Annotated in this window: 23 protein-coding genes and 1 pseudogene; 16 read left to right on the top strand and 8 right to left on the bottom strand. The window is 64.5% G+C overall.

What is annotated here, in order from left to right:
- Positions 1–10: 10 nt before the first annotated feature.
- From QN413_RS12085 to QN413_RS12060, 6 genes are all read right to left on the bottom strand, one after another.
- Positions 11–2,026 (bottom strand): acetoacetate--CoA ligase, encoded by a 2,016-nt coding sequence (locus QN413_RS12085; protein ID WP_323496847.1) that lies wholly within the window; start codon positions 2,024–2,026, stop codon positions 11–13.
- Between the two features lie 97 nt (positions 2,027–2,123).
- Positions 2,124–2,567 (bottom strand): MaoC family dehydratase, encoded by a 444-nt coding sequence (locus QN413_RS12080; RefSeq protein ID WP_323496846.1) that lies wholly within the window; start codon positions 2,565–2,567, stop codon positions 2,124–2,126.
- A gap of 34 nt (positions 2,568–2,601) precedes the next feature.
- Positions 2,602–3,900: a benzoyl-CoA 2,3-epoxidase subunit BoxA gene (gene boxA / locus QN413_RS12075; protein WP_323496845.1), complete on the bottom strand. Its 1,299-nt coding sequence runs from the start codon at positions 3,898–3,900 to the stop codon at positions 2,602–2,604.
- A 6-nt stretch (positions 3,901–3,906) separates the two neighbouring features.
- Positions 3,907–5,334, bottom strand: a complete 1,428-nt coding sequence (gene boxB / locus QN413_RS12070) for a benzoyl-CoA 2,3-epoxidase subunit BoxB (RefSeq protein ID WP_323496844.1) — start codon at positions 5,332–5,334, stop codon at positions 3,907–3,909.
- 33 nt (positions 5,335–5,367) lie between these two features.
- On the bottom strand, positions 5,368–7,065 hold the full coding sequence (boxC, locus tag QN413_RS12065; protein ID WP_323496843.1) for a 2,3-epoxybenzoyl-CoA dihydrolase: 1,698 nt from the start codon (positions 7,063–7,065) through the stop codon (positions 5,368–5,370).
- 147 nt (positions 7,066–7,212) lie between these two features.
- On the bottom strand, positions 7,213–8,142 hold the full coding sequence (locus QN413_RS12060) for a helix-turn-helix transcriptional regulator (RefSeq protein ID WP_323496842.1): 930 nt from the start codon (positions 8,140–8,142) through the stop codon (positions 7,213–7,215).
- Between the two features lie 132 nt (positions 8,143–8,274).
- Here QN413_RS12060 and QN413_RS12055 point away from each other — a divergent pair, with 132 nt between their 5' ends.
- The 7 genes from QN413_RS12055 to QN413_RS12025 are packed head-to-tail and all read left to right on the top strand — an operon-like array spanning position 8,275 to position 15,130.
- Positions 8,275–9,849 carry a benzoate-CoA ligase family protein gene (locus QN413_RS12055; RefSeq protein WP_323496841.1) on the top strand — a complete coding sequence of 525 codons (1,575 nt, stop codon included), beginning with the start codon at positions 8,275–8,277 and terminating at the stop codon, positions 9,847–9,849.
- Entirely contained in the window at positions 9,846–10,646 is an 801-nt protein-coding gene (locus QN413_RS12050; RefSeq protein WP_323496840.1) for an alpha/beta hydrolase, read from the top strand. The genes QN413_RS12055 and QN413_RS12050 overlap by 4 nt, the downstream gene beginning before the upstream one ends.
- Positions 10,643–11,821 carry an ABC transporter substrate-binding protein gene (locus tag QN413_RS12045; protein WP_323496839.1) on the top strand — a complete coding sequence of 393 codons (1,179 nt, stop codon included), beginning with the start codon at positions 10,643–10,645 and terminating at the stop codon, positions 11,819–11,821. The genes QN413_RS12050 and QN413_RS12045 overlap by 4 nt, the downstream gene beginning before the upstream one ends.
- A gap of 23 nt (positions 11,822–11,844) precedes the next feature.
- Positions 11,845–12,717 carry a branched-chain amino acid ABC transporter permease gene (locus QN413_RS12040; RefSeq protein ID WP_323496838.1) on the top strand — a complete coding sequence of 291 codons (873 nt, stop codon included), beginning with the start codon at positions 11,845–11,847 and terminating at the stop codon, positions 12,715–12,717.
- Complete coding sequence (locus QN413_RS12035) at positions 12,717–13,667, top strand: branched-chain amino acid ABC transporter permease (protein ID WP_323496837.1); 951 nt, start codon at positions 12,717–12,719, stop codon at positions 13,665–13,667. The genes QN413_RS12040 and QN413_RS12035 overlap by 1 nt, the downstream gene beginning before the upstream one ends.
- Positions 13,668–13,680: 13 nt before the next feature.
- The gene (locus QN413_RS12030) at positions 13,681–14,427 is read left to right on the top strand and encodes an ABC transporter ATP-binding protein (RefSeq protein ID WP_323496836.1); all 747 of its coding nucleotides are present in this window, start codon (positions 13,681–13,683) and stop codon (positions 14,425–14,427) included.
- Between the two features lies 1 nt (position 14,428).
- Entirely contained in the window at positions 14,429–15,130 is a 702-nt protein-coding gene (locus QN413_RS12025) for an ABC transporter ATP-binding protein (protein WP_323496835.1), read from the top strand.
- A gap of 32 nt (positions 15,131–15,162) precedes the next feature.
- Here the strand turns inward: QN413_RS12025 and QN413_RS12020 are convergent, their stop codons facing one another.
- Positions 15,163–16,482, bottom strand: a complete 1,320-nt coding sequence (locus tag QN413_RS12020) for a hypothetical protein (RefSeq protein WP_323496834.1) — start codon at positions 16,480–16,482, stop codon at positions 15,163–15,165.
- Positions 16,483–16,566: 84 nt separating this feature from the next.
- Between QN413_RS12020 and QN413_RS12015 the strand changes: the two genes are divergently transcribed.
- On the top strand, positions 16,567–17,022 hold the full coding sequence (locus QN413_RS12015; RefSeq protein WP_323496833.1) for a hotdog fold thioesterase: 456 nt from the start codon (positions 16,567–16,569) through the stop codon (positions 17,020–17,022).
- Between the two features lie 18 nt (positions 17,023–17,040).
- Here QN413_RS12015 and QN413_RS12010 read toward each other — a convergent pair whose 3' ends face one another.
- Entirely contained in the window at positions 17,041–17,430 is a 390-nt protein-coding gene (locus QN413_RS12010; protein WP_323496832.1) for a hypothetical protein, read from the bottom strand.
- Between the two features lie 225 nt (positions 17,431–17,655).
- Here QN413_RS12010 and minC point away from each other — a divergent pair, with 225 nt between their 5' ends.
- The 8 genes and pseudogenes from minC (at position 17,656) to QN413_RS11970 (ending at position 23,598) form a co-directional block, all read left to right on the top strand.
- Positions 17,656–18,414, top strand: coding sequence for a septum site-determining protein MinC (minC, locus tag QN413_RS12005; protein ID WP_323496831.1), 759 nt, complete (start codon positions 17,656–17,658; stop codon positions 18,412–18,414).
- Between the two features lie 25 nt (positions 18,415–18,439).
- Positions 18,440–19,255 carry a septum site-determining protein MinD gene (minD, locus tag QN413_RS12000; protein ID WP_323496830.1) on the top strand — a complete coding sequence of 272 codons (816 nt, stop codon included), beginning with the start codon at positions 18,440–18,442 and terminating at the stop codon, positions 19,253–19,255.
- A gap of 2 nt (positions 19,256–19,257) precedes the next feature.
- Positions 19,258–19,509, top strand: a pseudogene (gene minE, locus QN413_RS11995) (cell division topological specificity factor MinE); the annotation flags it as partial.
- A 278-nt stretch (positions 19,510–19,787) separates the two neighbouring features.
- Entirely contained in the window at positions 19,788–20,900 is a 1,113-nt protein-coding gene (rutA, locus tag QN413_RS11990) for a pyrimidine utilization protein A (RefSeq protein ID WP_323496829.1), read from the top strand.
- A 48-nt stretch (positions 20,901–20,948) separates the two neighbouring features.
- Positions 20,949–21,701 (top strand): pyrimidine utilization protein B, encoded by a 753-nt coding sequence (rutB, locus tag QN413_RS11985; protein ID WP_323496828.1) that lies wholly within the window; start codon positions 20,949–20,951, stop codon positions 21,699–21,701.
- A 36-nt stretch (positions 21,702–21,737) separates the two neighbouring features.
- Positions 21,738–22,127 (top strand): pyrimidine utilization protein C, encoded by a 390-nt coding sequence (rutC, locus tag QN413_RS11980; RefSeq protein ID WP_323496827.1) that lies wholly within the window; start codon positions 21,738–21,740, stop codon positions 22,125–22,127.
- A 38-nt stretch (positions 22,128–22,165) separates the two neighbouring features.
- Positions 22,166–23,011: a pyrimidine utilization protein D gene (rutD, locus tag QN413_RS11975; protein WP_323496826.1), complete on the top strand. Its 846-nt coding sequence runs from the start codon at positions 22,166–22,168 to the stop codon at positions 23,009–23,011.
- Positions 23,008–23,598, top strand: coding sequence for a malonic semialdehyde reductase (locus QN413_RS11970; protein WP_323496825.1), 591 nt, complete (start codon positions 23,008–23,010; stop codon positions 23,596–23,598). Before rutD ends, QN413_RS11970 begins: the two co-directional genes overlap by 4 nt.
- The last annotated feature ends 2 nt before the right edge of the window (positions 23,599–23,600 follow it).

The raw sequence follows: 23,600 nt of genomic DNA, 5'->3' as shown, positions 1-23,600 counted from the left end.
TCACAGCGGCTCAGGCGGTCACCGCGCGCAGCCGCTGAATGCGCTCGTCCACCGCGAGCGCCAAGTACCAATCCAGGCTGCCGGGGTTAGCCATTGCTTCCTTGTTGACCACCTTCTCGAGCGGCTGGCCGAGCAGCAGCTTCTTGATCGGAAGTTCCTGCTTCTTGCCCGACAGTGTGCGCGGAATCTCCGGTACTTCGAAGATGTCGTTCGGCAGGAAACGGGGCGACAACTGCGTCTTGATCGCGTGGTTGAGCTTGGCACGCATCGCATCGTCGAGCGCGATGCCAGGGCGCAGCACCACGAACAACGGCATGTAGCTGTCGCGGCCCAGGTACTCGAGGTCGACCACCATCGAATCGAGCACTTCCGGCAGGCCTTCGACCGCGCTGTAGATCTCGCTGGTGCCCATGCGCAGGCCTTGCCGGTTGATGGTCGCGTCGCTGCGGCCGTAGATGATGCAGCCGCCATCGAGACCGATCCTGAGCCAGTCGCCATGTCGCCACACGCCGGGATAGGTGTCGAAGTAGCTCGACAGGTAGCGCGCGTTGTCGGTGTCGCCCCACAGGTAGAGCGGCATCGAAGGAATCGGTTGCACGCAGACCAGCTCGCCGACCTCGCCGATGACCGGCAGCCCTTGCTCGTTCCACGCTTCGACCGCATGGCCGATCTGGCGGCATTGCATCTGGCCGGGCACTTCGGGCAATTCGCGGTGGCTGCCGACGAAGGCGCCGCAAAAATCCGTGCCGCCGGAAATGTTGCACCACCACACGTGTTCCGCACCGGCCGCCTTCAGCTGCGAGGTGCCCCAGCGCTGCACGTCTTCGGCCAATGGCGAGCCGGTGCTGCCGAGCGCCCGCACACGTGACAGGTCGCCGCTGTCCTTGAGTTCGATGCCGGACTTCATGCAGTTGGCGTAATAGGCGGCGCCCGCGCCGAAGAACGTGACCTTGTGCCGCACCACGAAGCGCCACAACACGCTCCAGTCGGGCTTGTCCTTGCTGCCGGCCGGATGACCGTCGTAGATGCAGATGGTCGCGCCGAAGGCGAGCCCCGACAGCTGCGCGTTCCACATGACCCAGCCGGTCGAGCTGTACCAGTGGTAGCGCTCACCCAAGTTGTTGGCGCTGTAGCTGGCGCCGACATCGTTGTGCAGGCCGCACGCGTACATCGTGAGGATGATGCCGCCGTGGCCATGCACGATCGGCTTGGGCAGGCCGGTGGTGCCGCTCGAATACAGGATCCAGATGGGGTGATCGAAGGGCAGCCACTCGGGCTCGAAGGCGTGGACCTCGGCATCGTCGCGCGCCGTGGCCGTGGCCCAGTCGCTTTCTGCCGCGACCGCCTCGGCCGCGAACGGCGTGCGCAAGACCAGCAGGCTTTGCACGCTCGGCAGCGCATCGCGCAACTCGCGCACCACCATGCTGCGGTCGATCGGCTTGCCGCCGTAGTGCACGCCATCGGCCGCGATCAGCACCTTGGGTTCGATCTGTCGAAAGCGGTCGACCACCGCGGCTGTGCCCATGTCGGGCGCGCACACACTCCACACGGCCCCGAGGCTCGAACACGCGAGGAAGGCCACCATCGTTTCGGGCACGTTCGGCAGGTAGGCGGCGACCCGATCGCCGCGCTGCACGCCCATGCCACGCAACGTGAGCGCGACCGAAGCGACCTGGCGCTGGAGCTCGGGCCACGACATCTCGCGCACTTCGCCGAGCTCGTTGTCCGTGACCATCGCGGGCATGCCGGCCGCGTGCGCCGCCTTGACGTGGCGCAGCACTTCGCGCGCGTAGTTGACCTTGGCGCCGGGGAACCAGACGGCACCCGGCATCCGGCGCTCGGCCAGCACGGCCGTATGCGGCGTCGGCGACTGCATGCGGCTGAAGTCCCAGATGCTTTGCCAGAAAGCATCGAGGTCAGTGACCGACCAGCGCCACAGCGCATCGTACGAATCGAAGGCGATGCCGAGCGTGTCGCGCAGCCAGTTTTGATAGATACGGATCTGAGGAACGAAAGGGGCAGTCATGGGGCCTGAGCGTATCGGCTGAGCTGGTGCAAATCCAGCGGGAATGCCCGGTGACGAAGGCGCGAGGTCGCCAGTGCGACGGCGCGCTTCATCGGCCTCACAGCATCGGGTTCAGGCGAAACAGGCTGGTCGCTTCGAGGTCCAGCACCTCGAGCCCGCGCTGGTTGAAGAGTTGCCAGCGCCAGCGCAGGATCCCCAGCCGCGGCTTGCTCTCGGAGCGACGCACCTCGATCACGTCGACGACGAGTTTCAGCGCATCGCCAGGACGCACCGGATTCGGCCAGCGCACGTAGGCCAGCCCCGGCGAGGCGAAGGATTCCGAGCCGGCCAGCGCCGCGCCGACGACCAGTTGCATCGCGATGCCGCAGGTATGCCAGCCGCTGGCGATCAGGCCACCGAACGGGCCTTCGGCCGCGGCCTCGGCGTCGGTGTGAAACCACTGCGGGTCCCATGCGGTGGCGAACGACAGCACCTCGGCTTCGGTCACCTGATGTGGCCCTGCCTCGATGCGCTGGCCTGCGTGGAACTCGGCGAACTTCATGCGCCGGATTGTCGCGGATCGATCTTCGGCACGCTCAATAGGTCTCGAGGTGCAGGCGGCCTTCGCGCTTGAGACCGGCACCCACGGTTTCCCAGTCGAGCCCGGCCTCTTGCGCCACGTCGCGCAAGGCCAGCACCACACCCTCTTCCATGCTCTTCAGGCCGCAGACGTAGAAGTGGCTCTGCTCGTCTTTCAGCAGCGCGACCAGGTCGGCGGCGCGCTCGCGCATCAGGTCCTGCACGTAGCGCTTGGGCTGGTTCGGCGTGCGTGAGAAGGCGAAGTTGATGTCGATGAAATCTTTCGGCAGCGACTGCAGCGGGCCGAAGTACGGCAGCTCCTGCTGCGTGCGCGCGCCGAAGAACAGCAGCAGCTTGCCGCCTTCGAACTTGCCACTCTTGCGCAGGCGCCGGCGCCATTCGGTCATGGCGCGCATCGGCGCGCTGCCGGTGCCGGTGCAGATCATCACGATGTGAGACCGGGGGTGGTTCGGCATCAGGAAGGTCGAGCCGAACGGGCCGACCACCGTGACCTTGTCACCGACTTTCAGGTCGCAAACGTAGTTGGACGCGATGCCGCGCACGGCGTTGCCCATGTGGTCTTCGGTGACGCGCTTCACCGTGAGCGAGACGTTGTTGTAGCCGGGTCGCTCGCCGTTGCGCGGACTCGCGACCGAGTACTGGCGCGGCTGGTGGACGCGGCCCATCGCGTCGGTTCCCGGCGGCACGATGCCGATCGACTGGCCTTCGAGCACGGGAAACGGCATCGTTCCGAAGTCCAGCACGACGTGGTGCGTCTGGCTGTCGAAGCCGGCCTCGGTGCAATTGAAGTTGCCGACCACCGTCGCACTGGTTGCCTTCTTCGGCGAGAACAGATTGGTGTAAGCGTGCGCGGCCGACCAGGGCGGCATCGTCGCGCCGTAGGCCGAGGAGTTGAAGGGCACGGTTCCGGGTTCTGCGGCTGAAAGGGAAGCGGCGGTGTCCAACGCGACGACGACCGCGGGCATTTCCGCCGCATCGGCTTCGGTCGGCGAAACACCTTCGGCGGCAAGCTGGTCGGCTGACATTTCTGCTGGCAACTCTTCCCAAGTCAGTTGCTCTTCGATCGAGTACGCGCGTGCCGTCGGCATGGTGCGCCAGTTGTCGATCGAGCCGGTCGGGCATGGCGAGATGCAGGCCATGCAACCGTTGCACACGTCCGCCCGCACGACGTAGTTGTTGTCGTCGTGCGTGATCGCGCCGATCGGGCACGTCGCTTCGCAGGTGTTGCAGCGAATGCAGATCTCCGGGTCGATCAGGTGCTGCTTGATGACGCCGGCTTCAACGACCATGTTCATGGCGATTCAGTTGAAGCGCACGTACTCGAAGTCGACGGGCTGGCGATTCACACCCATCACCGGCGGCGCGATCCACCCCGCGAATTTGCCAGGATCGACCACGCGGCCCATCAGCGATGCGACGAACGCGAAATCATCAGGCGTCGGGAGCCACTCGTTTTTCTTGGCAGCCCATTCGACTTCGTTCACGACCGCGCCCAGCGGCGACATCTTGATGCCTGCCAGTGCGCCGATCTGCCGGTTGAAAGCTTTGTGCGGCACCACCAGTCGCGTCACGATGCCAGCCTTTTCCAGCACCTTGTTCCAGCGGCCGACACCGGCCACCGAGTCCTTGATGAAGTCGTCGCGCAGCACTTCGTTCAGTGCGTTGAGCATCGGGACTTCCTTCTCCTGCAGCTGGCCGTTCTGCACTTCGAGGATCTTGTAGCTCTGGCCCTTGAGGACGTGGTCGTCGGTGCGCTTGCCTTCCTCGTAGCGGCCCTTCAAGCCCGAGCTGTAGAAGATGGCGGCGTTGCTCGACTGGTCGGCGCCGAACAGGTCGATCGTCACGCTGTAATGAAAGTTGAGGTAGCGCTGGATCGTGCCCAAGTCGATGGCGCCGGCCGCACGCACCTTTTGCGCGTCGTCGGTCTTCAGCTCGTTCATGACGGCGGCAGTGCGCGACAGCACGCGCGACACGCCGCTCTCACCGACGAACATGTGGTGCGCTTCTTCGGTCAGCATGAACTTGGTCGTGCGTGCCAGCGGATCGAAGGCACTTTCGGCCAACGCCGACAGCTGGAACTTGCCGTCGCGGTCGGTGAAGTAGGTGAACATGAAGAACGCCAGCCAATCGGGCGTCTTCTCGTTGAAGGCGCCCAGGATGCGCGGGTTGTCGACGTCGCCGGAGGTGCGCTGCAAAAGTGCATCCGCTTCTTCGCGGCCATCGCGGCCGAAGTGCTTGTGCAGCAGGTAGACCATCGCCCACAGGTGGCGGCCTTCTTCCACGTTGATCTGGTAGAGGTTGCGCAGGTCGTACATCGACGGCGCGGTCAGCCCCAGGTGGCGCTGCTGCTCGACCGATGCGGGCTCGGTGTCGCCCTGCGTCACGATGATGCGTTTCAGGTTGGCGCGGTGCTCGCCAGGGACATCCTGCCAGGCCTTCTCGCCCTTGTGGTCGCCGAAGTGGATCTCGCGGTTGGCATCGCCCGGATTCAGGAAAATACCCCAGCGGTAGTCGCGCATCTTGACGTGGCCGAACTGCGCCCAGCCCTGCGGGTCGACGCTCACGGCCGTGCGCAGGTACACATCGTGGTCGGTCGATCCGTCCGGGCCGACGTCGTCCCACCAGTTGATGAAGTTGGGTTGCCAGCCTTCGAGCGCGCGCTGCAGCGTGCGGTCTTCACCCAGGTTGACGTTGTTCGGGATCTTCTCGCTGTAGTTGACGGTGCTCATCGTTGTTCCTTGGGTTGTCTGTGTTGATGTAGTTCAGACACGGGTCGTGTCGAAGCCGGCCTTTTCGCCAGTGCCGTAGACCTTCAGCGCGCCCTTGGGGCCGACGGCGTTGGGCCGCTGGAAGATCCAGTTCTGCCAGGCGGTGAGCCGGCCGAAGATGCGCGTGTTCATGTTCTCCTTGCTGGCGAAACGCAAGTTGGCTTCGAGGCCGGTCAGCGAATCGGGCGACATGGCGGCGCGCTCTTCGATCGCTATGCGGATTTCGTCGTTCCAGTCGATGTCGTCCGGTGCGGCGGTGACCAGTCCGAGCGCGAGTGCAGCGTCGGCATCGAGCGCTTGACCCGCCGCGCCGCGCACCGCTTCGAGCGGCGCAGCCTCTTCATAGAAGCGGCGCTGCAGGCGGCTCTGGTCGTTCACCATCGGATAGAAGCCGAAGTTGAATTCGTTGAGCGTGAGCTTGGGTGCCTTGTCGGCATCGTCGGGCAGCGCCAGCATGTAGCTGCGATCGGCGGCGAATGCGATTTCAGCAAGAGTGCCGGCAAAGCATGAGCCCGGCTCGACCAGAGCGAACAGGCTGCGTGACGACACATCGAGCCGCGCCAGCGTACGACGCAGCGCACCGATGGTTTCGCGCACCAGCCAATGGTCTTTGTGGGCGAGCAATGTCGCGTCGCTGGCGAGCACGGCTTGCGCGTCGCCTTCGGTTTTCAGGAGCCAGGTGCCGATGTCGAGTTCGTTGGTACGCAGGTTGAGGATCGCGTCGTCGAGCTGGCGGCACATCGCCAATGGCCACCACGCAGCACCTGCCGCCTCGATGCCTGCGATTTCGGTCGGCTGGGCCGCAATCGGCGCCTTGACCGTCAGCGTCGCGGTGCGGCGCGTGCGGTCGATGACGACCGTGACGTGCTCGTACGCGATGCCGTCGGCGCTGTCGGTGCGCTCGATGCGGGTCAGCAGTACGCCCTGGCCTGCAACGCCGGAACGCAGGCTGCCCTCGCCCAACTTCGCAGCCCGCTCCTGCACCGCTGCCGCGAACTGTGCCGGCTTGGCGATCGCATCGACCAGTCGCCAGTCGACCGCGCGCTGGCCGCGCACGCCTTCGACGCTGGTGCAGAAAATGTCGGCCAGGTCGTGCCGCACATGGCGCTTGTCGGTTACGCGCGTCAGGCCGCCGGTACCGGGCAGCACGCCGAGCAGCGGCACCTCGGGCAGCGACACCGAAGACGAGCGGTCGTCGACCAGCACGATCTCGTCGCAGGCTAGCGCCAGTTCATAGCCGCCACCGGCGCAGGCACCGTTGACGGCCGCCAGGAACTTGAGCCCCGAATGCTTCGACGTGTCTTCGATGCCGTTGCGCGTCTCATTGGTGAATTTGCAGAAGTTGACCTTCCAGGCATGGCTCGACACGCCCAGCATGAAGATGTTGGCGCCCGAACAAAAGATGCGGTCCTTGGCGCTGGTGACGATGACCGACTTCACTTGCGGATGCTCGAAGCGCACGCGGTTCAGCGCATCGCTCAGTTCGATGTCGACGCCCAGGTCGTAGCTGTTGAGCTTGAGCTTGTAGCCGGGGCGGATGCCGCCGTCCTCGGCGATGTCGAGCGACAGGCGGGCCACGGCGCCTTCGACGTCCAGCTTCCAGTGGCGGTACTGGGTGGGGTCGGTCCGGTAATCGACGCGGGGCGATTGCGGAGCCAGGTGGGGCTGCAGGGGCTGAGAAAGGTCGCTCATGGTGGGTTATCTCCTGAAGGCTTTGGCAAACATGAAAGATAGTGCATGTCTCTGCGCCGTCTTTCTCCGATCGCATGCATGATCGTGCATGCAACGGAGCGAGTCAAGACCGCCCGACGACTGGAATGCTTTATTTCAGAATCGGCCTCAGGTGCCGTTTTGCGCGCCGACCACAGGCAGCACCGCGCTGCGCAGCGCGTCGAAACTTTGCTGCAGCGTCTGGCCGTGCGTGTCGATCGTCAGGTCGGCCTTCGAATAGAAAGCCGCCCGTCCGTCAAGGATGCGCTTGAGGTCCTGCATCGCTTCCTTGCTGGCCGCCATGGGCCGCGTGTCGCCCTGCGCGACCACCCGGCCCATATGCTCTTCGGGCGCGGCCTGCAGCCACACGGTGGTGCAGTGCGCCAGCAGTTCATTGAAGGTGGCCGGATCCGACACGATGCCGCCCGGCGTCGCGATGACCACCTCGCCGTAGATCTGGATCGCCTCTTCCAGCGCACGCCGCTCGTAGCGGCGATAGGCGTTGGTGCCGTACAAATCGTGGATCTCACGCACGCTGCAGCCGGCCAGCTTTTCGACCTCGCGACTGAGCTCGACAAAGGGCAGTTCCAGCTCGTCCGCGAGCATTTGGCCGAGCGTGGATTTTCCTGCGCCGCGCAGGCCCACGAGCGCGATGCGCCGGTGCCGTGCCGCGTCGACTCCCGCGGTGCCGAGCAGCTCACCGATGGCCACGCGCACGCGGCGCAGATCGGCCTCGTCGCGGTGCTCCAGCAGCTCTCGAATCAACAGCCATTCAGGCGAACTCGTCGTGAAGTCGCCGACCAGCTCGGCCAGCGGGCAGTGCAGTGCGGTCGCGACCTGCTGCAACACCAGGATCGATGCGTTGCCGGTGCCGTATTCGAGGTTGGCCAGGTGCCGCTCCGACACGCCGGCTGTCTTCGCCACCGCCTTGCGCGTGAGACCGCGTTGGGCGCGCAGGTTGCGCACCCGGTCGCCCAGCGCGACCAGCAGTGGATTCTTTTCCTCGCTCTCCGCGATCTCTGCGGGTGCCAACAGCACCGCCTCGACTTGCTCGTTCATTCCATCCCTCGGGGTAAACACCATACATGCACTATATTGCTTGACACCCTATGGGGCCGTGCTTATGGTGCGTGCACAAGCAAGATACTGCACATGCACTGATACCGCAAGTGATCGAGACGGAGACCCACGATGAGCCTGCCGAGCCCCTTCAATTTTTCAGAGCACCTGTTTGCACTGAACCGCGGACGTGCGCAAAAAACTGCTTACCTCGACGACCATGGCGCGCTCAGCTACGGCCAGCTCGAAGATCGGGCACGTCGTTTTGCCGCCGCACTCCACGCTGCGGGAATCCAGCGCGAGGAGCGCGTGCTGCTGCTGCAACTCGACAGCATCGACTGGCCCGTCAGTTTCCTCGGTTGCCTGTATGCCGGCGTGGTGCCGGTGGCCGTCAACACACTGCTCACGGCCGACGACTACGCCTACATGCTGGACCACAGCGGCTCGGTCGCGGCACTGGTGTCGGGCGCGTTGCTGCCGGTATTGCAGGACGGCATGTCGCGCGCACCGCACGCGCTGCGTCGGCTCTTCGTATCGCATCCGATCACCACACTGCCCGACGGCGCACTGGATTTCGATTCGATGATCGCCAGCCACGCACCGATGGCCGAGCCGATGGCAACCAAGCCGACCGACCACGCCTTCTGGCTCTATTCCTCCGGCTCGACCGGGCGCCCCAAGGGCACGGTCCATGCGCACGGCAGCCTGTGGTGGACGGCAGAACTGTTCGGCAAGCCGGTGCTGGCGCTGACCGAAGACGACGTGTGTTTCTCGGCCGCCAAGCTGTACTTCGCTTATGGGCTGGGCAACGCACTGACCTTTCCGCTGTCGGTGGGTGCGACCGTGGTGCTGATGGCCGAACGCCCGACGCCCGATGCCACGTTCAAGCGCTGGACCGGCAATGCCGCGCACGGCGTAGCTGCGGCGATGAAGCCGACCGTCTTCTTCGGCGCGCCAACCGGCTTCGCGGGCATGCTCGCCTCGCCTGCATTGCCCATGGCCGACACCGTCGCACTTCGCATGTGCTCGTCTGCGGGCGAAGCTTTGCCGGGCGAGATCGCGCAGCGCTTCAAGGCGCACTACGGCTGCGAAATCATCGACGGCATCGGCTCCACCGAGATGCTGCACGTCTTCATCTCGAACCGGCCGGGCGACATTCGCTACGGCACCACGGGCAAGCCGGTCGAAGGCTATGTGATCGAGCTGCGCGGTGAAGACGGCAAAGCCGTGGCTGACGGCGAGGTCGGTGACCTCTACATCAAAGGCCCTAGCGCCGCGCTGATGTACTGGGCCAATCCCGAAAAAACAGCCGCTACCTTCAAGGACGGCTGGACCCAGAGCGGCGACAAATACTCGCGCGATACCGACGGCTACTACACCTATGCCGGCCGCAGCGACGACATGCTGAAGGTCAGCGGCATCTACGTGTCGCCCTTCGAGGTCGAGTCGACGCTGATGCTGCACCCGGCCGTGCTAGAAGCCGCGGTGATCGGCAAACCGGATGCGGACGGCTTGACCAAGACCAAGGCTTACGTGGTGCTCAAGGCCGGCCAGACCGCCAGCGACGACGAGCTCAAGGCCTTCGTCAAAAACCGACTGGCGCCCTACAAATACCCACGCTTCATCGAGTTCGTCGACGAGCTGCCCAAGACCGCAACCGGCAAGATCCAGCGCTTCCGCCTGCGCGAGCGGGAACAGGCCACGTGACGTCGGATTGCGAATTCGCCACGCTGCAGTGGCGCGAGCGCGAGGTGCGCATCGAGGTCGTGCGCATCGCGCCCGAGCGCGTCGGCGTACCGTTGATCGTGTTTCTGCACGAAGGCCTCGGCTCGGTCGCGATGTGGAAGGAATTCCCGCAGCGGCTGTGCGACGCGGGCGGCTTTCGGGGGCTGGTGTTTTCGCGCCCCGGCTACGGTCGCTCGACCCCGCGCAGCGTCAACGAGAAATGGGAGCTCGACTTCATGCACCGCCAAGCGCAAGAGGTCTTGCCCAAACTGCTTGGCGCACTCGGCATCAACGAGCCGATCTGGCTGTTCGGCCACAGCGACGGCGGCTCCATCGCCTTGCTTTTCGCGGCGCACTCGCCCGATCAGGTCGCGGGCATCGTGGTCGCGGCACCGCACATCTTTGTCGAAGACAAGACGGTCAAAGCCATCGAACAGGCGCGCACGGCCTACGAGACCACCGACCTGCCGAAGAAGCTAGCCCGCTATCACGACAGCGCCGACTCGGCTTTTCTGGGATGGAGCCGCATCTGGCTGCACCCGCCCTTCAAGCACTGGAACATCGAGGCCGAGCTGACCGGCATCGGCTGCCCGGTGCTGGCGATGCAGGGTGTCGACGACGAATACGGCACGCTGGAACAGATTCGCGGCATTCAGCGACGCTTGCCGCAAAGCGAGTTGCTCGAGCTCGCCGACTGCGGGCATTCCCCGCATCGCGATCAGCCGGAACAAGCCATATTGGCGACCGTTTCGTTCATCAATCAAAGGAGACTTTCATGACCCCTCGCTTCACACGCGGTGCCCTGGCGACGTTCACGGCATTGACCCTGGCCTGCATAGCCACGCTCGGCCATGCGCAGCAAGCCAAGCTCAAGGTGGGCCTGATGCTGCCCTACAGCGGCACCTACACCGCGCTCGGTGTCGCGATCGAAAACGGCTTCAAGCTGCGCGTCGAAGAACAAGGCGGCAAGCTCGGCGGCCGCGAGATCGAGTACGTGAAGGTCGACGACGAGTCCGACCCCTCCAAAGCCACCGACAACGTCAACAAGCTGATCAAGCGCGACAACGTCGATGTCATCGTCGGCACGGTGCACTCGGGCGTGGCGATGGCGATGGCCAAGGCGGCGAAGGAAAGCGGCACGATCCTGATCGTGCCCAACGCCGGCGCCGATGCGGTGACGGGCCCGATGTGCGCACCCAACATCTTTCGCAGTTCGTTCAGCAACTGGCAACCGGCCTACGCCATGGGCGAGGTCGCGGCCAAGCAGGAAAAGAAGAAGAAGGCGATCACCATCACCTGGAAGTACGCGGCCGGCGACGAGTCCGTCAACGGGTTCAAGGACGGCTTCGAGAAGAACGGCGGCCAGGTCACCAAGCAACTCAACGTGCCGTTCCCCAACGTCGAGTTCCAGGCGCTGTTGACAGAGATCGCCGCGGCCAAGCCCGATGCGGTGTACGCCTTCTTCGCCGGCGGCGGCGCGGTGAAGTTCGTCAAGGACTATGCCGCGGCCGGCCTCAACAAGACCATCCCGCTGTACGGCCCCGGCTTCCTCACCGACGGCACGCTCGATGCGCAAGGCGAAGCCGCCCAAGGCATGCTGACCACGCTGCATTACGCAGACGGACTCAACACACCGCGCGACACCAGCTTTCGCACCGCCTACGCCAAGGCGTTCAAGCTGCAGCCCGACGTCTATGCCGTACAGGGTTACGACGCCGCGCAGATGCTCGGCATCGGCCTCGCCGCGGTCAAGGGCGACATCACCAAGAAGGCCGAGTTCGCTGCCGCCATCGAGAAGACGAAGATCGACAGCCCGCGCGGTGCGTTCTCGATCAGCAAGTCGCACAACCCGGTGCAGGACATCTATCTGCGCAAGGTCGACGGCAAGGAAAACAAGATGGTGAGCATCGCCAGCAAGTCTTTGGCCGACCCGGCCCGCGGCTGCCGCATGTGATGGCCTGAAGCGAGATCGACCGCGTGGAATTGGGGACCTTTCTCGTTCAGTGCCTGAACGCCGTGCAGTACGGCTTGCTGCTGTTTCTGGTGGCGTCCGGGCTGACGTTGATCTTCGGGATCATGGGCGTCATCAACCTGGCGCACGGCAGCTTCTACATGCTGGGCGCCTACATGGCGTTCGCGTTGGCGCCGCTCTTCGGCGACCGGTTCATCGTCATGCTGCTGGCCGGCGTGGTGCTCGCTGCGGTGTTCGGCTATCTGCTCGAATGGGCTTTCTTCAGCTACCTGTACCAGCGCGACCATTTGCAGCAAGTGCTGATGACCTACGGCCTCATCCTGGTGTTCGAAGAGGTGCGCTCGATCTTCGTCGGCAACGACGTCCACGGCGTCAAGGCGCCACCGTGGCTCGAAGGCAGCTTCGCGCTCGGCGACCTCATGAGCTACCCGTGGTATCGGCTCTTCGCATCGGCTGCGTGCATCGTGCTGGCGATCGCGCTGTACTGGGTCGTGAACCGCACGCGGCTGGGCATGATGATCCGCGCCGGTGCCAGCAACCGCGACATGGTGCGCGGCCTGGGCATCGACATCCGCAAGCTCTATCGCATCGTCTTCGCGGCTGGCGTGGCGCTGGCCGCGCTCGCAGGGATGATCGCGGCGCCGATGTCGTCGGTCTATCCCGGCATGGGCGCCAGCGTGCTCATCGTCTGCTTCGTGGTCGTGGTGATCGGCGGTATCGGCTCGATCACCGGGGCACTGGTGGCATCGCTTCTGGTCGGCTTCGTCGACACCTTCGGCAAGGTGCTCTTTGCCGAAGTGAGCGGCATGGGTATCTATGTGCTGATGGCGATCGTGTTGATCTGGCGGCCTGAAGGTCTTATGGGGCGCAGGGCTTGATGAGCCAGTTCAACCGATTTCTTCCGCTCGCCTGTGCCATTGCACTGGCCCTGCTAGGCCCGCTGCTGAGCCCGTACGTTTCGGATTTCATCGTCAAGGTGATGATCCTGTCGATCTTTGCGCTGAGTCTCGAACTGCTGGTCGGCATGACGGGCTTGGTGAGCCTTGGCCACGCGGCGTTCTACGGCATCGGTGCCTACGCGACGGTGCTCGGCTCGGGCGCCGAAGGCGGCTCCATCGCATGGCTGCTGCCGCTCGCGATGGGCTCGGCCGCGGCCTATGCGCTGGTGGTCGGTGCGTTGAGCCTGCGCACGCGCGGCGTGTACTTCATCATGGTCACGCTGGCTTTTGCGCAGATGGCGTTCTTCGTGTTCCACGACACCAAGATCGGCGGCGGCAGCGATGGCATCTACATGTACGTGCGGCCCGCGCTGGGCGCTCTCGACATGGAGAACCGCAGCGTGCAGTTCTATTTCGTGCTGGCGGCGCTGGTGTTCACTTTCGGCTTGCTGGCGTTGATCCGCCGCTCGCGGTTCGGCGCGGCATTGGCCGGCATCCGCGTCAACGAACAGCGCATGCGCGCGGCCGGGTTTCCGGTGTATGGCTACAAGCTCGCGGCCTTCGTCATTGCCGGCGCACTGGCCGGCCTCGCGGGCTTCTTGCTGGCCGCACGCGACGGCGTGGTCAATCCTGAACTGCTGGCATGGCACAACTCCGGCGAGGTGCTGTTGATGATCATCCTCGGTGGTCTCGGCCACCTGCGCGGCGCAGTGATCGGTGCGGTCGCCTTCACGCTGCTGAAGGAGCTGTTGTCGACGCACGCCGTGGTCGGTCCGCTGGCGGATCACTGGCAGCTGACGCTGGGCCTGTCGATCATCGCGTTCGTCGCGCTGCTGCCCAAGGGGATCATCGGCATCGCGGCGCGGCTCTCGCCGAGGGCGTCGACATGACGAGGGCGCCAGCATGAGCGCGCTGTTGTCCGTCGATGCATTGACGCGCCGCTTCGGCGGGCTCGTCGCCGTCAACGCAGTCAGCATCGACCTGCACCGTGGCGAAATCCACGCGGTGATCGGGACCAACGGCGCCGGCAAGTCGACTTTGATCAACATGCTGTCGGGCGAGATCGCCGCATCGAGCGGGCGCGTGGTGCTCGATGGTGTCGACATCACGACGCGCGCGCAGTCGCGCCGCGCGCGTGACGGAGTGGGTCGCAGCTACCAGCGCACCACGATCTTTCCGGAGTTCACCGTGCACGAGAACTGCCGGCTTTCGGCGCAGGCCGCGACGGCACGACCATGGGCGGTCTGGCAGGCATCGGGCACTTGCGCGGCGAGCAATGCAGCGGCGGGAGAAGCACTCGCTGCCGCCGGCCTCGAGGCCGATGCAGGGCGCATTGCCGGCACGCTGAGCCATGGGGCCAAGCGACAGCTCGAAGTCGCGATGTGCCTGGCGACGAAGCCGCGCGTGCTGCTTCTCGACGAACCGCTCGCGGGCATGGGCGCTGAAGAAACCGAACGCATGCTCGCCTTGCTGACGCGTCTGAAAATGACGCATGCGATCCTGCTGGTCGAGCACGACATGGACGCGGTGTTTCGCATCGCCGATCGCATCACGGTGATGGTGAACGGCACCGTCATCGCGACTGGCGATCCGGCCGCGATCCGCAACAACGCCGATGTGCGCACCGCCTACCTCGGCGAAGGACATTGACGTGCTCCAGATCGAAGCCATCAACACGTATTACGGCGACAGCCACATCCTGCGCGGTGTCGATATCGAACTCCCTGCCGCCACGTCGCTCGGCTTGCTCGGGCGCAACGGCATGGGCAAGACCACGCTCATCCGCACGCTGATGGGCTACGTGCGGCCGGCGTCGGGCCGTTTACTGCTCGACGGCATCGACGTGACCGGCAGCGCACCGGAAAAGATCGCGCGACGCGGCATCGGCTACGTGCCGGAGGGCCGCGGCATCTTCCCCAACCTGTCGGTGCGAGAGAACCTGGTGATGAGCGAACGGGCGGGCATCGGCGGCGCACGCGACTGGACTTTCGATCGCGTGATGGCGACCTTTCCGCGGCTGTCCGAGCGGCTCAATTTCGGCGGGCAGCAACTGTCGGGCGGCGAACAGCAGATGCTCGCGATCGGCCGGGCCCTGATGACGAACCCACGCCTGCTGGTGCTCGACGAAGCGACCGAAGGACTCGCGCCGCTGGTGGTCGCGGAGATCTGGCGCGTGATCGGCGACATCAGAGCCACCGGTATCGCGACGCTGATCGTGGACCGCGATTGGCGCCGTGTGCTGGCGCATACCGATCTTGCCGTGGTGATGGAGAAGGGTCGCATCGTGCTGGCGTCTTCTTCCGCTGAATTGAGTGCGGCGCCTGATGAACTGGCTGGGTGGCTGGGGGTCTGATTTCCTGCAACGGCACACAACCCGCCAAGCAGCTAAGGCCGCCCCACCCCGGCCTTCGCTTTACCGTCCTTCTTCCCACCGAACATCCGCTCGACCTGCTGCCCGATGCGCGCTCCGATCGCGGTTCCCACGCCCGGCAGCACCGCGGTGCCTATCGCAGCCCCGGTGAGCGCAGCGCCAGTCAGCGACACCTCCGGTTCATCGACCGTGCCAGCCACTTTCAATGGCACGCCCACCACGCCGTCGACGATGTCGACCGCCACATCGCCATCGATCTTGCGATTGAACAAGCGCACGTTGCCCGTGGCGGTAAGTACGCCGGAGCGTGCCTTGAGGTTGGTGTACTTGAGGACGACGCCGTCGTCGGTGCCTTGGGTGTCGAGCGTGCCGCTGAGCTCATCGAGCGGCGTGCGACCGCCGCGGCTGGTGCCGGCGGTGCTGACTGCTTTGGCGAGATCGATTCGTGTCAGCGCTGCGGGCTTGACCGAGAACCGCGTGCGCGTGTGCAGCTTTCGGGCGAACTCGGTGACCTGCTCGCCCTCGACATCGATCTCGGTCGTGCCCGACAGTTTGCCGGCCAGTGGCGCACGCCGGTCGAATGCTTTCACCAGGCTTTCGATGTCGATCGCCTTTGCTTCGAATCGACCTGTGACACGCAGCAGTCCGGCGGGCGTGGTGTCGAGCCTGGCTTCGCCGTTCCACGTGCCGCCACCGGCTTCCATAAAAACGCGCCATCGGTCTTCGTTGCTGCCGACGCGCTCGGCGCGGGCTTGCGTCACAGGCTCGACGCCCAGCCGGCGAATCGCCGCCACCCGCGGTCGCCAGCTGGCGTCGAAGGTGACCTCGCCGTCATAGGCGAGTTCGATGTCGCGCCGGTCGATCCAGCGGACGTCGCGCCAGCGCAATTGCTCGACCGGTGTCGATGCCAACGTCCACTTGCTGGGCAGGTGTTTCTTCGCCAGGTCGTCTGGTTTGCCGGCACCGCCACGCCCTCGAAACGCCCGCACCGACGCACTGGGAAAAACGGCGCCTTCGACATCGACCGCGTCGAACGCGATCTCGCGGTGCCACAACGGTGCGACGCGCAGCCGGAGCATCACGCGCCTGGCGGCGATGGGCTGCGCTTGCGCAGTCGCCAGCTCGTTCAGCACCAAGGTCGGCATGGGCCACAGCGTGCGGTGCGCGCTACCGATCTTGAGACCGATGCCGAAGTTCTCTTCGAAGCGTGCGCTGAGCTCGGCTGCGATCTTTTCGTCGCTCGGCAAAAGCGCGCTGGCGGTGACGACCAACGCACTCACCACCACGCCCGACGCCACGGCGATTCCGGTCAGCCAACGTTGGGTGCGGGTCATCGTTTCAGCTTAGCGCGCGGTGGCTCCGCGGCCTGTCAGCCGCCGTCGCTATAGTTTCGGCAATCGTTCACTGGAGCAACACCCATGCGGATCTGGAAGAAAGAAATCTCGATAGAACTACTGACCCAGAGCCACGTGGGCACTGCGGTCGAGCACCTCGGCATGGAGTTCACCGAGGTCGGCGACGACTTCATCACCGGTCGCGTGCCGGTCGACGTGCGCACCCGCCAGCCGTATGGCCTGCTGCACGGCGGCGTGTCGGTGGTGCTGGCCGAAACGCTGGGATCTTGCGGTGCCCACTATTCAGCCCCGGAAGGCGACCGCGCGGTGGGGTTGGACATCAACGCCAACCATCTGCGCTCTGCCACCAGCGGCTGGGTGACGGCCACGGCGCGCCCTGTTCACCGTGGTCGGACCACGCAGGTGTGGCAGATCGACATGAAGAACGACACTGGCGAATTGACCTGCGTCTCGCGCATCACGATGGCGGTGCTGCAGCCGCGTGGTGGCGCCAACCACGCGAACGGGGCGAAGAGCTGACGCGACCCGCCCGGCGACTTACGAATCGACTCGTTCGACCGCGGGCGTGCCTGTCGATGGAACCGCCATGGAAACGGTACCCAATCCCGATGCGCGTGGCGTCGTGACGTAGCCTCTGGTTCGCATGCGGAAAGTCGCAATCAGGCGCTGCAGCAGATCATCGAACAAACCGAGCGGATCGTTGACCAAACGCGACACGGCGTATGTTCCGAGTGCAATGCCTTCGTAGCGAATTTGCACGCCGTCGAAGTAGTGCTGGAGCGCGAGCCCGGCGTCGTAAAGACAGCGCTCGACCGAGTCGAACAACTCGCCGGGAGATCCCTGTTCCGGAACCACAACGGCGCTCACCGAGTAAGTGAAGTGCACGCCGCCGGGATGTGCCTTCCGCACATCCAGAATAGGCTGCAAGGCAATGCTTGACTGCGCAATGGTCGAAGAAGTATTTTTTTCCAAGTGAAGCAGTTTGCCGCTGCGAAAACGCTTCGCTGTAGGAGTGCGTCGCCTTTGCCTGACGGCTGAAAAAGTGCAACCGCATGCAAGAGGTGTAGATCGTCCCGGTCATCGGGCCTGCTTTTTGCCGGGCAGTCGCAGCGAGCCCGGTAGACTCGCCAGCTTTTCGAACGAACGTTTTCCATGGCCGATTCATCCGCCGCGCGCACCAAGGCGGTTTTCGAATTCAAGAGCGCCACGCTCCCGCTGATCGCGGTGATCCTCAAGACCGCCGACCTCGCGGTGCTGGCTGAAGCGCTCGATGCGCAGCTCGCCGACTCACCCGACTTCTTCGAGCAAGAGCCGGTGGTGATCGACCTGTCTGTGCTGCAAGAAACCGGTACGGCACCCGACATCGACTTCGCCCGGCTGCGCAGCCTGCTGGCGCGCCACCAGACGCAGCCCATTGCCGTACGAGGTGGCAGCGAGCTGCAAAACATCGCGGCACGCGCGGCCGGTCTGTCGCTGGCGGCCATGCCGGTGTCCCCGGCGCCTCGGGCTCCAACGCAAGAAGCGGTTGCCGCTGCACCGGAAGCACCGCAGATCGTGCGCGAGGTGCCCGTGCCTGCCAACGGCACGCTCGTCATCGACAAGCCGCTGCGCTCGGGCCAGCAGGTCTATGCACGCGGTGGCGACGTCATCGTCACCGCGGTCGTGAGCTTCGGTGCCGAGATCATCGCCGATGGCAACATCCATGTGTATGCACCGTTGCGTGGCAAAGCCATTGCGGGCGCTCGCGGCAACATCGATGCGCGCATCTTTTCGACCTGCCTCGAAGCGCAACTGGTGGCCATCGCGGGCATCTACCGCACCGCGGAGGTTCCGCTGCCCGCCAACGTGCTCGGCAAGCCGGCGACCATCCGCCTGGACGGCAAAAAATTGGTGATCGATCCGATCGCCTGAACAGAAACATAAAAGAGGAATGGCCATGGCCAAAATTGTGGTGGTGACTTCGGGCAAGGGCGGCGTCGGCAAGACGACGACGAGCGCCAGCTTTGCATCCGGCCTGGCGCTGGCCGGCAAGAAGACGGCTGTGATCGACTTCGACGTCGGCCTGCGCAACCTCGACCTCATCATGGGTTGCGAACGCCGCGTGGTGTACGACCTCATCAACGTGATTCAGGGCGAGGCCAACCTCAACCAGGCATTGATCAAGGACAAGCAGTGCGAGAACCTGTTCGTGCTGGCTGCCTCGCAAACGCGCGACAAGGAAGCGCTGACGCAAGAGGGCGTCGAGAAGGTCCTCAGGGACCTGTCCGACATGGACTTCGACTACATCGTGTGCGACTCGCCGGCCGGCATCGAGACCGGCGCCATGATGGCCATGCATTTCGCCGACGAAGCGCTCATCGTGACCAACCCCGAAGTCTCTTCGGTGCGCGATTCCGACCGCATCCTGGGCATGCTCGGCAGCAAGACCAAGCGCGCGATCGACGGTGGTGACCCGATCAAGGAGCATCTGCTCATCACGCGCTACAACCCGAACCGCGTAGCCGGCGGCCAGATGCTGTCGCTCGACGACATCAAGGACATCCTGCGCATCAAGCTGATCGGCGTCATCCCCGAATCCGAGACGGTGCTCAACGCGTCCAACCAGGGCGTGCCCGCCATCCATGACAAGGGCACCGACGTGGCCGAGGCCTACCAGGACGTGGTCGCCCGTTTTCTGGGCGAAGACCGTCCGCTGCGCTTCATCGACGCTGACAAACCGAGCTTCTTCAAACGCATCTTCGGAGGAAAGTAAGCATGTCGCTTTTCTCGTTTCTCCTCGGAGAGAAAAAGAAGACTGCCAACGTCGCCAAGGAGCGGCTGCAGATCATCCTGGCGCACGAGCGCTCCAGCCTCAACAGCAAGCGACCCGACTACCTGCCCGAGCTGCAGCGCGAGCTTTTGGCAGTGATCTCCAAATATGTGTCGATCCGCCCCGAAGACCTCAAGGTGCATGTCGAGAGGCAGGACAACCTCGAAGTACTCGAAGTGAAGATCGAGTTGCCCGATGCGGTGAAGAAGGCGGTCACGCGGCCGGCCGCGCCTGCTGTCGCAGCGGCACCTGTCGCTGCGCCCGCTCCCAAGGCGCGCTGATCCAAAAAGGGGTCGGGCGGCGCCAGTGCGTGGCTGCACAACCGGCGTGCGCCAAACGATCCACTTTGGACCATTTGGACAAATTGATCAGGCTGGCTTGACGTAGGTCGTTGATTTCATTGGTTTTATGACTTGGCACGCTGCATGCATGTAGCGTTTCCCATGTTCATCCTGCTGCGGCGAGGACCATTCCAATGAAAGTCGGCATCTTCATTCCCATCGGCAACAACGGCTGGTTGTTGTCCGAGAACGCACCCCAGTACAAGCCGAGCTTCGCGCTCAACAAAGAGGTCACGCTGAAGGCTGAGCACTACGGCCTGGACTTCGTGCTGTCGATGATCAAGCTGCGCGGCTTCGGCGGCAAGACCGAGTTTTGGGACCACAACCTGGAGTCGTTCACCCTCATGGCCGGGTTGGCCGCGGTGACCACCAAGATCAAGCTGTTCGCCACCGCCGCATCGCTGGTGATGCCGCCCGCTATCGTCGCGCGCATGGCGTCGACCATCGATTCGATCTCGGGCGGGCGCTTCGGCGTGAACCTGATCACCGGCTGGCAGAAGCCGGAGTATTCGCAGATGGGCCTGTGGCCGGGCGACGAGTTCTTCGCGACGCGCTACCAGTACCTGTCCGAGTACATCCAGGTGCTGCGCGAACTGTGGACCACCGGGCAGTCCGACTTCAAGGGCGACCACTTCAAGATGGACGACTGCCGCCTGAGCCCGCAGCCGCAAGCCGACATGAAGGTGATCTGCGCCGGCCAGAGCGACGCCGGCATGGAATTCTCGGCCGCGCATGCCGACTACAACTTCTGCTTCGGCAAAGGCGTGAACACACCCAAGGCGTTCGCACCTTCGGCACAGAAACTGATCGACGCGGCCGCCAAGACCGGCCGCAACGTGACGACCTACGTGCTCATCATGATCATCGCGGACGAAACCGACGAAGCGGCGCGTGCCAAGTGGGAACACTACAAGGCCGGCGCCGACCAAGGCGCGATCCAGTGGCTCGGCGTGCAGGGCGCGGCCGACACCAAGTCGGGCGCCGACACCAACGTGCGCCAGATGGCCGATCCGACCTCGGCGGTAAATCTCAACATGGGCACTTTGGTCGGGTCGTACGCCACCGTCGCGCGCATGCTCGACGAGATGGCGGAAGTGCCCGGCACCGAAGGCGTGTTGCTGACCTTCGACTATTTCGTCGAAGGCATCGAGGCCTTCGGCCAGCGCATTCAGCCGCTGATGAAGAGCCGCATCGACGTCGATACGCCGGTTCCCTCCGCGGTGCAGGATGAAGCGATCGCTGCTTGAATTGAATCGCGCTGCCACTGCATCACCCAGGATCCGAAGGACATCGCCATGACCACCGTCGCCCCGAAGAACACCACGATCACGTCGACCACGCCGGTCGGCGTGCCGAGCCTCCCCGGCGCGCCGGCACCGCTGGTGCTGCCCGCGCGGCCCGAACCGGTCGCGCTGCACGCGGCCAACTCGGCACTCATCGTGGTCGACATGCAGAACGCCTATGCGTCGCTCGGCGGCTACGTCGACTCGGCGGGCTTCGACATCTCGGGCGCGCAGGGCACCATCGCCAACATCGCACGCACCATCGAGGCGGCACGCGCGGCCGGCATCCTCGTCGTGTTCTTGCAGAACGGCTGGGATGCAGGCTACGTCGAAGCGGGTGGTCCAGGCTCGCCCAACTTCTACAAATCGAACGCACTCAAGACCATGCGCAAAAAGCCGGAGTTGCAAGGCAAGTTCCTTGCAAAAGGCGGCTGGGACTACGAGCTCATCGACGCGATGAAGCCGCAGGCCGGCGACATCGTCATCCCCAAGACACGCTACAGCGGCTTCTTCAACAGCACGCTCGACAGCACGCTGCGGGCTCGCGGCATTCGCAATCTGGTGTTTACCGGCATCGCGACCAACGTGTGCGTCGAGTCGACCTTGCGCGACGCCTTCCACCTCGAATACTTCAGCGTGATGCTGGAAGACGCAACGCACGAACTCGGCGGCGCGGCGATCCAGAAGGCGACGGTCTACAACGTCGAGACCTTCTTCGGCTGGGTCTCCACCGTCGAAGATTTCTGCAAGACCGTCAGCGCCTGAGAGTGCCTTAGATCCGACTTATCCCCAGGAGCATCCATGCCCAAGCAAGCCATCATCCCGCCCGGCACCACCACGCCGATCGCGCCTTTCGTGCCCGGCACCATGGCCGACGGCATCGTCTACGTGTCGGGCACGCTGCCCTTCGACAAGGACAACAACGTGGTCCACGTGGGCGACGCTACGCTGCAAACGCGCCATGTGCTGGAGACCATCAAGAGCGTGATCAGCACGGCCGGCGGCACGATGGACGACGTGACTTTCAACATGATCATGATCAAGGACTGGGCCGACTACGCCAAGGTCAATGCGGTCTACGCCGAGTACTTTCCGGGCGTGAAGCCAGCGCGCTATTGCATTCAGTGCGGCCTGGTCAAGCCGGAGGCGCTGATCGAGATCGCGTCCATCGCGCACGTCGGCAAGCCCTGACTGCCGTCCGGCTCACATGAATTTTCCATGCCCCTGAAATGACTTTGCACTTCGAAGTCCACGGCGTCGACTCGGACGCACCCAGTGTGCTGATGTCGTCCGGCCTCGGTGGTTCGGCTGGCTTCTGGCGTCCGCAGTTGCCCGGCCTGGTCGCCGCCGACTGGCGCGTGGTGGTGTACGACCAGCGCGGCACCAACCGCAGCCCCGGTGTGCTGCCCGACGACTACGCCATCGCCGACATGGCACGCGACGTGGTCGAGGTGCTGGATGCCAGCGGCACGGCACGCTGTCACCTCGTCGGGCATGCGCTCGGCGGGCTTGTCGGCTTGCAGCTGGCACTCGATGCGCCAGGGCGTGTCGCCAGTCTGGTGCTCATCAATGCGTGGTCGAAGCCGAACCCACATTCAGCGCGTTGTTTCGATGCCCGCATCGCCTTGCTCGCCGGCTCGGGCCGACGCGCCTATGTCGAAGCACAGCCGATCTTTTTGTACCCGGCCGCATGGAGCGCGGCGCATGCGGAGCACGTGGCCGCCGAAGTCGATCACGCTTACGACAACTTTCCGGGCGACGCCAACCTGCTTGCGCGCATCGGCGCGTTGCGCGCGTTCGATGTGGATGCGCGGCTGGGTGACATCGGCGTACCGACCCTGGTCGCGACCGCTACCGACGACGTACTCGTGCCGTGGACCTGCTCGCAGCGGCTGGCCGATGGCTTGCCGAACGCGACGATGGAGCGCGTCGTACATGGCGGCCACGCGCACAACGTGACCGAAGCCGACGCCTTCAATCCGGTGCTGCTGAAGTTCCTCGCGCAACAAACGCAGCAGCAAGAACAGCCAACGCATAACCAACCTGACGCGACTTTCAGCGGACAACGCAAATGACACAGACCCTCGACCACGCCGCACTGGCCACCCTCTTCACCGAGGCCCGCACCCACAACGGCTGGACCGACGCACCGGTGTCCGACGAGTTGCTGAAGAGCGTCTACGACCTGACCCGCATGGCGCCGACGTCGGCCAACTGCTCGCCAGCGCGCTTCGTGTTCGTGCGCACGCCCGAAGGCAAGGCGAAGCTCTCGCCGTCGTTGTCCAAAGCCAACCATGACAAGACGATGAGCGCACCGGTCACGGTGATCTGTGCGTGGGACAAGCTTTTCTACGACAAGCTCCCTGCCCTGTTTCCGCATGCCGATGCACGCGCCTGGTTCACCGGCAGCGCCGAAGCCGCGCACGAGACCGCGTTCCGCAATGCCTCGATGCAGGCCGGCTACTTTTTATTGGCAGCGCGTGCGCTCGGGCTCGACTGCGGTCCGATGTCGGGCTTCGACAAGGCCGTGGTCGACGCCGCGTTCTTCGAAGGCACGAGCTGGTCGGTCAACCTGCTGATCAACCTCGGCCACGGTGATGCGAGCAAGGTGTTCGGCCGCTTGCCGCGCCTGGCGTTCGACGAAGCCTGCGTGCTGGCCTGACG

The sequence above is a fragment of the Variovorax sp. LG9.2 genome, from assembly GCF_035018885.1.
Taxonomy (GTDB): Bacteria; Pseudomonadota; Gammaproteobacteria; order Burkholderiales; family Burkholderiaceae_C; genus Variovorax.
This window is presented reverse-complemented; position numbering and strand designations above follow the sequence as displayed.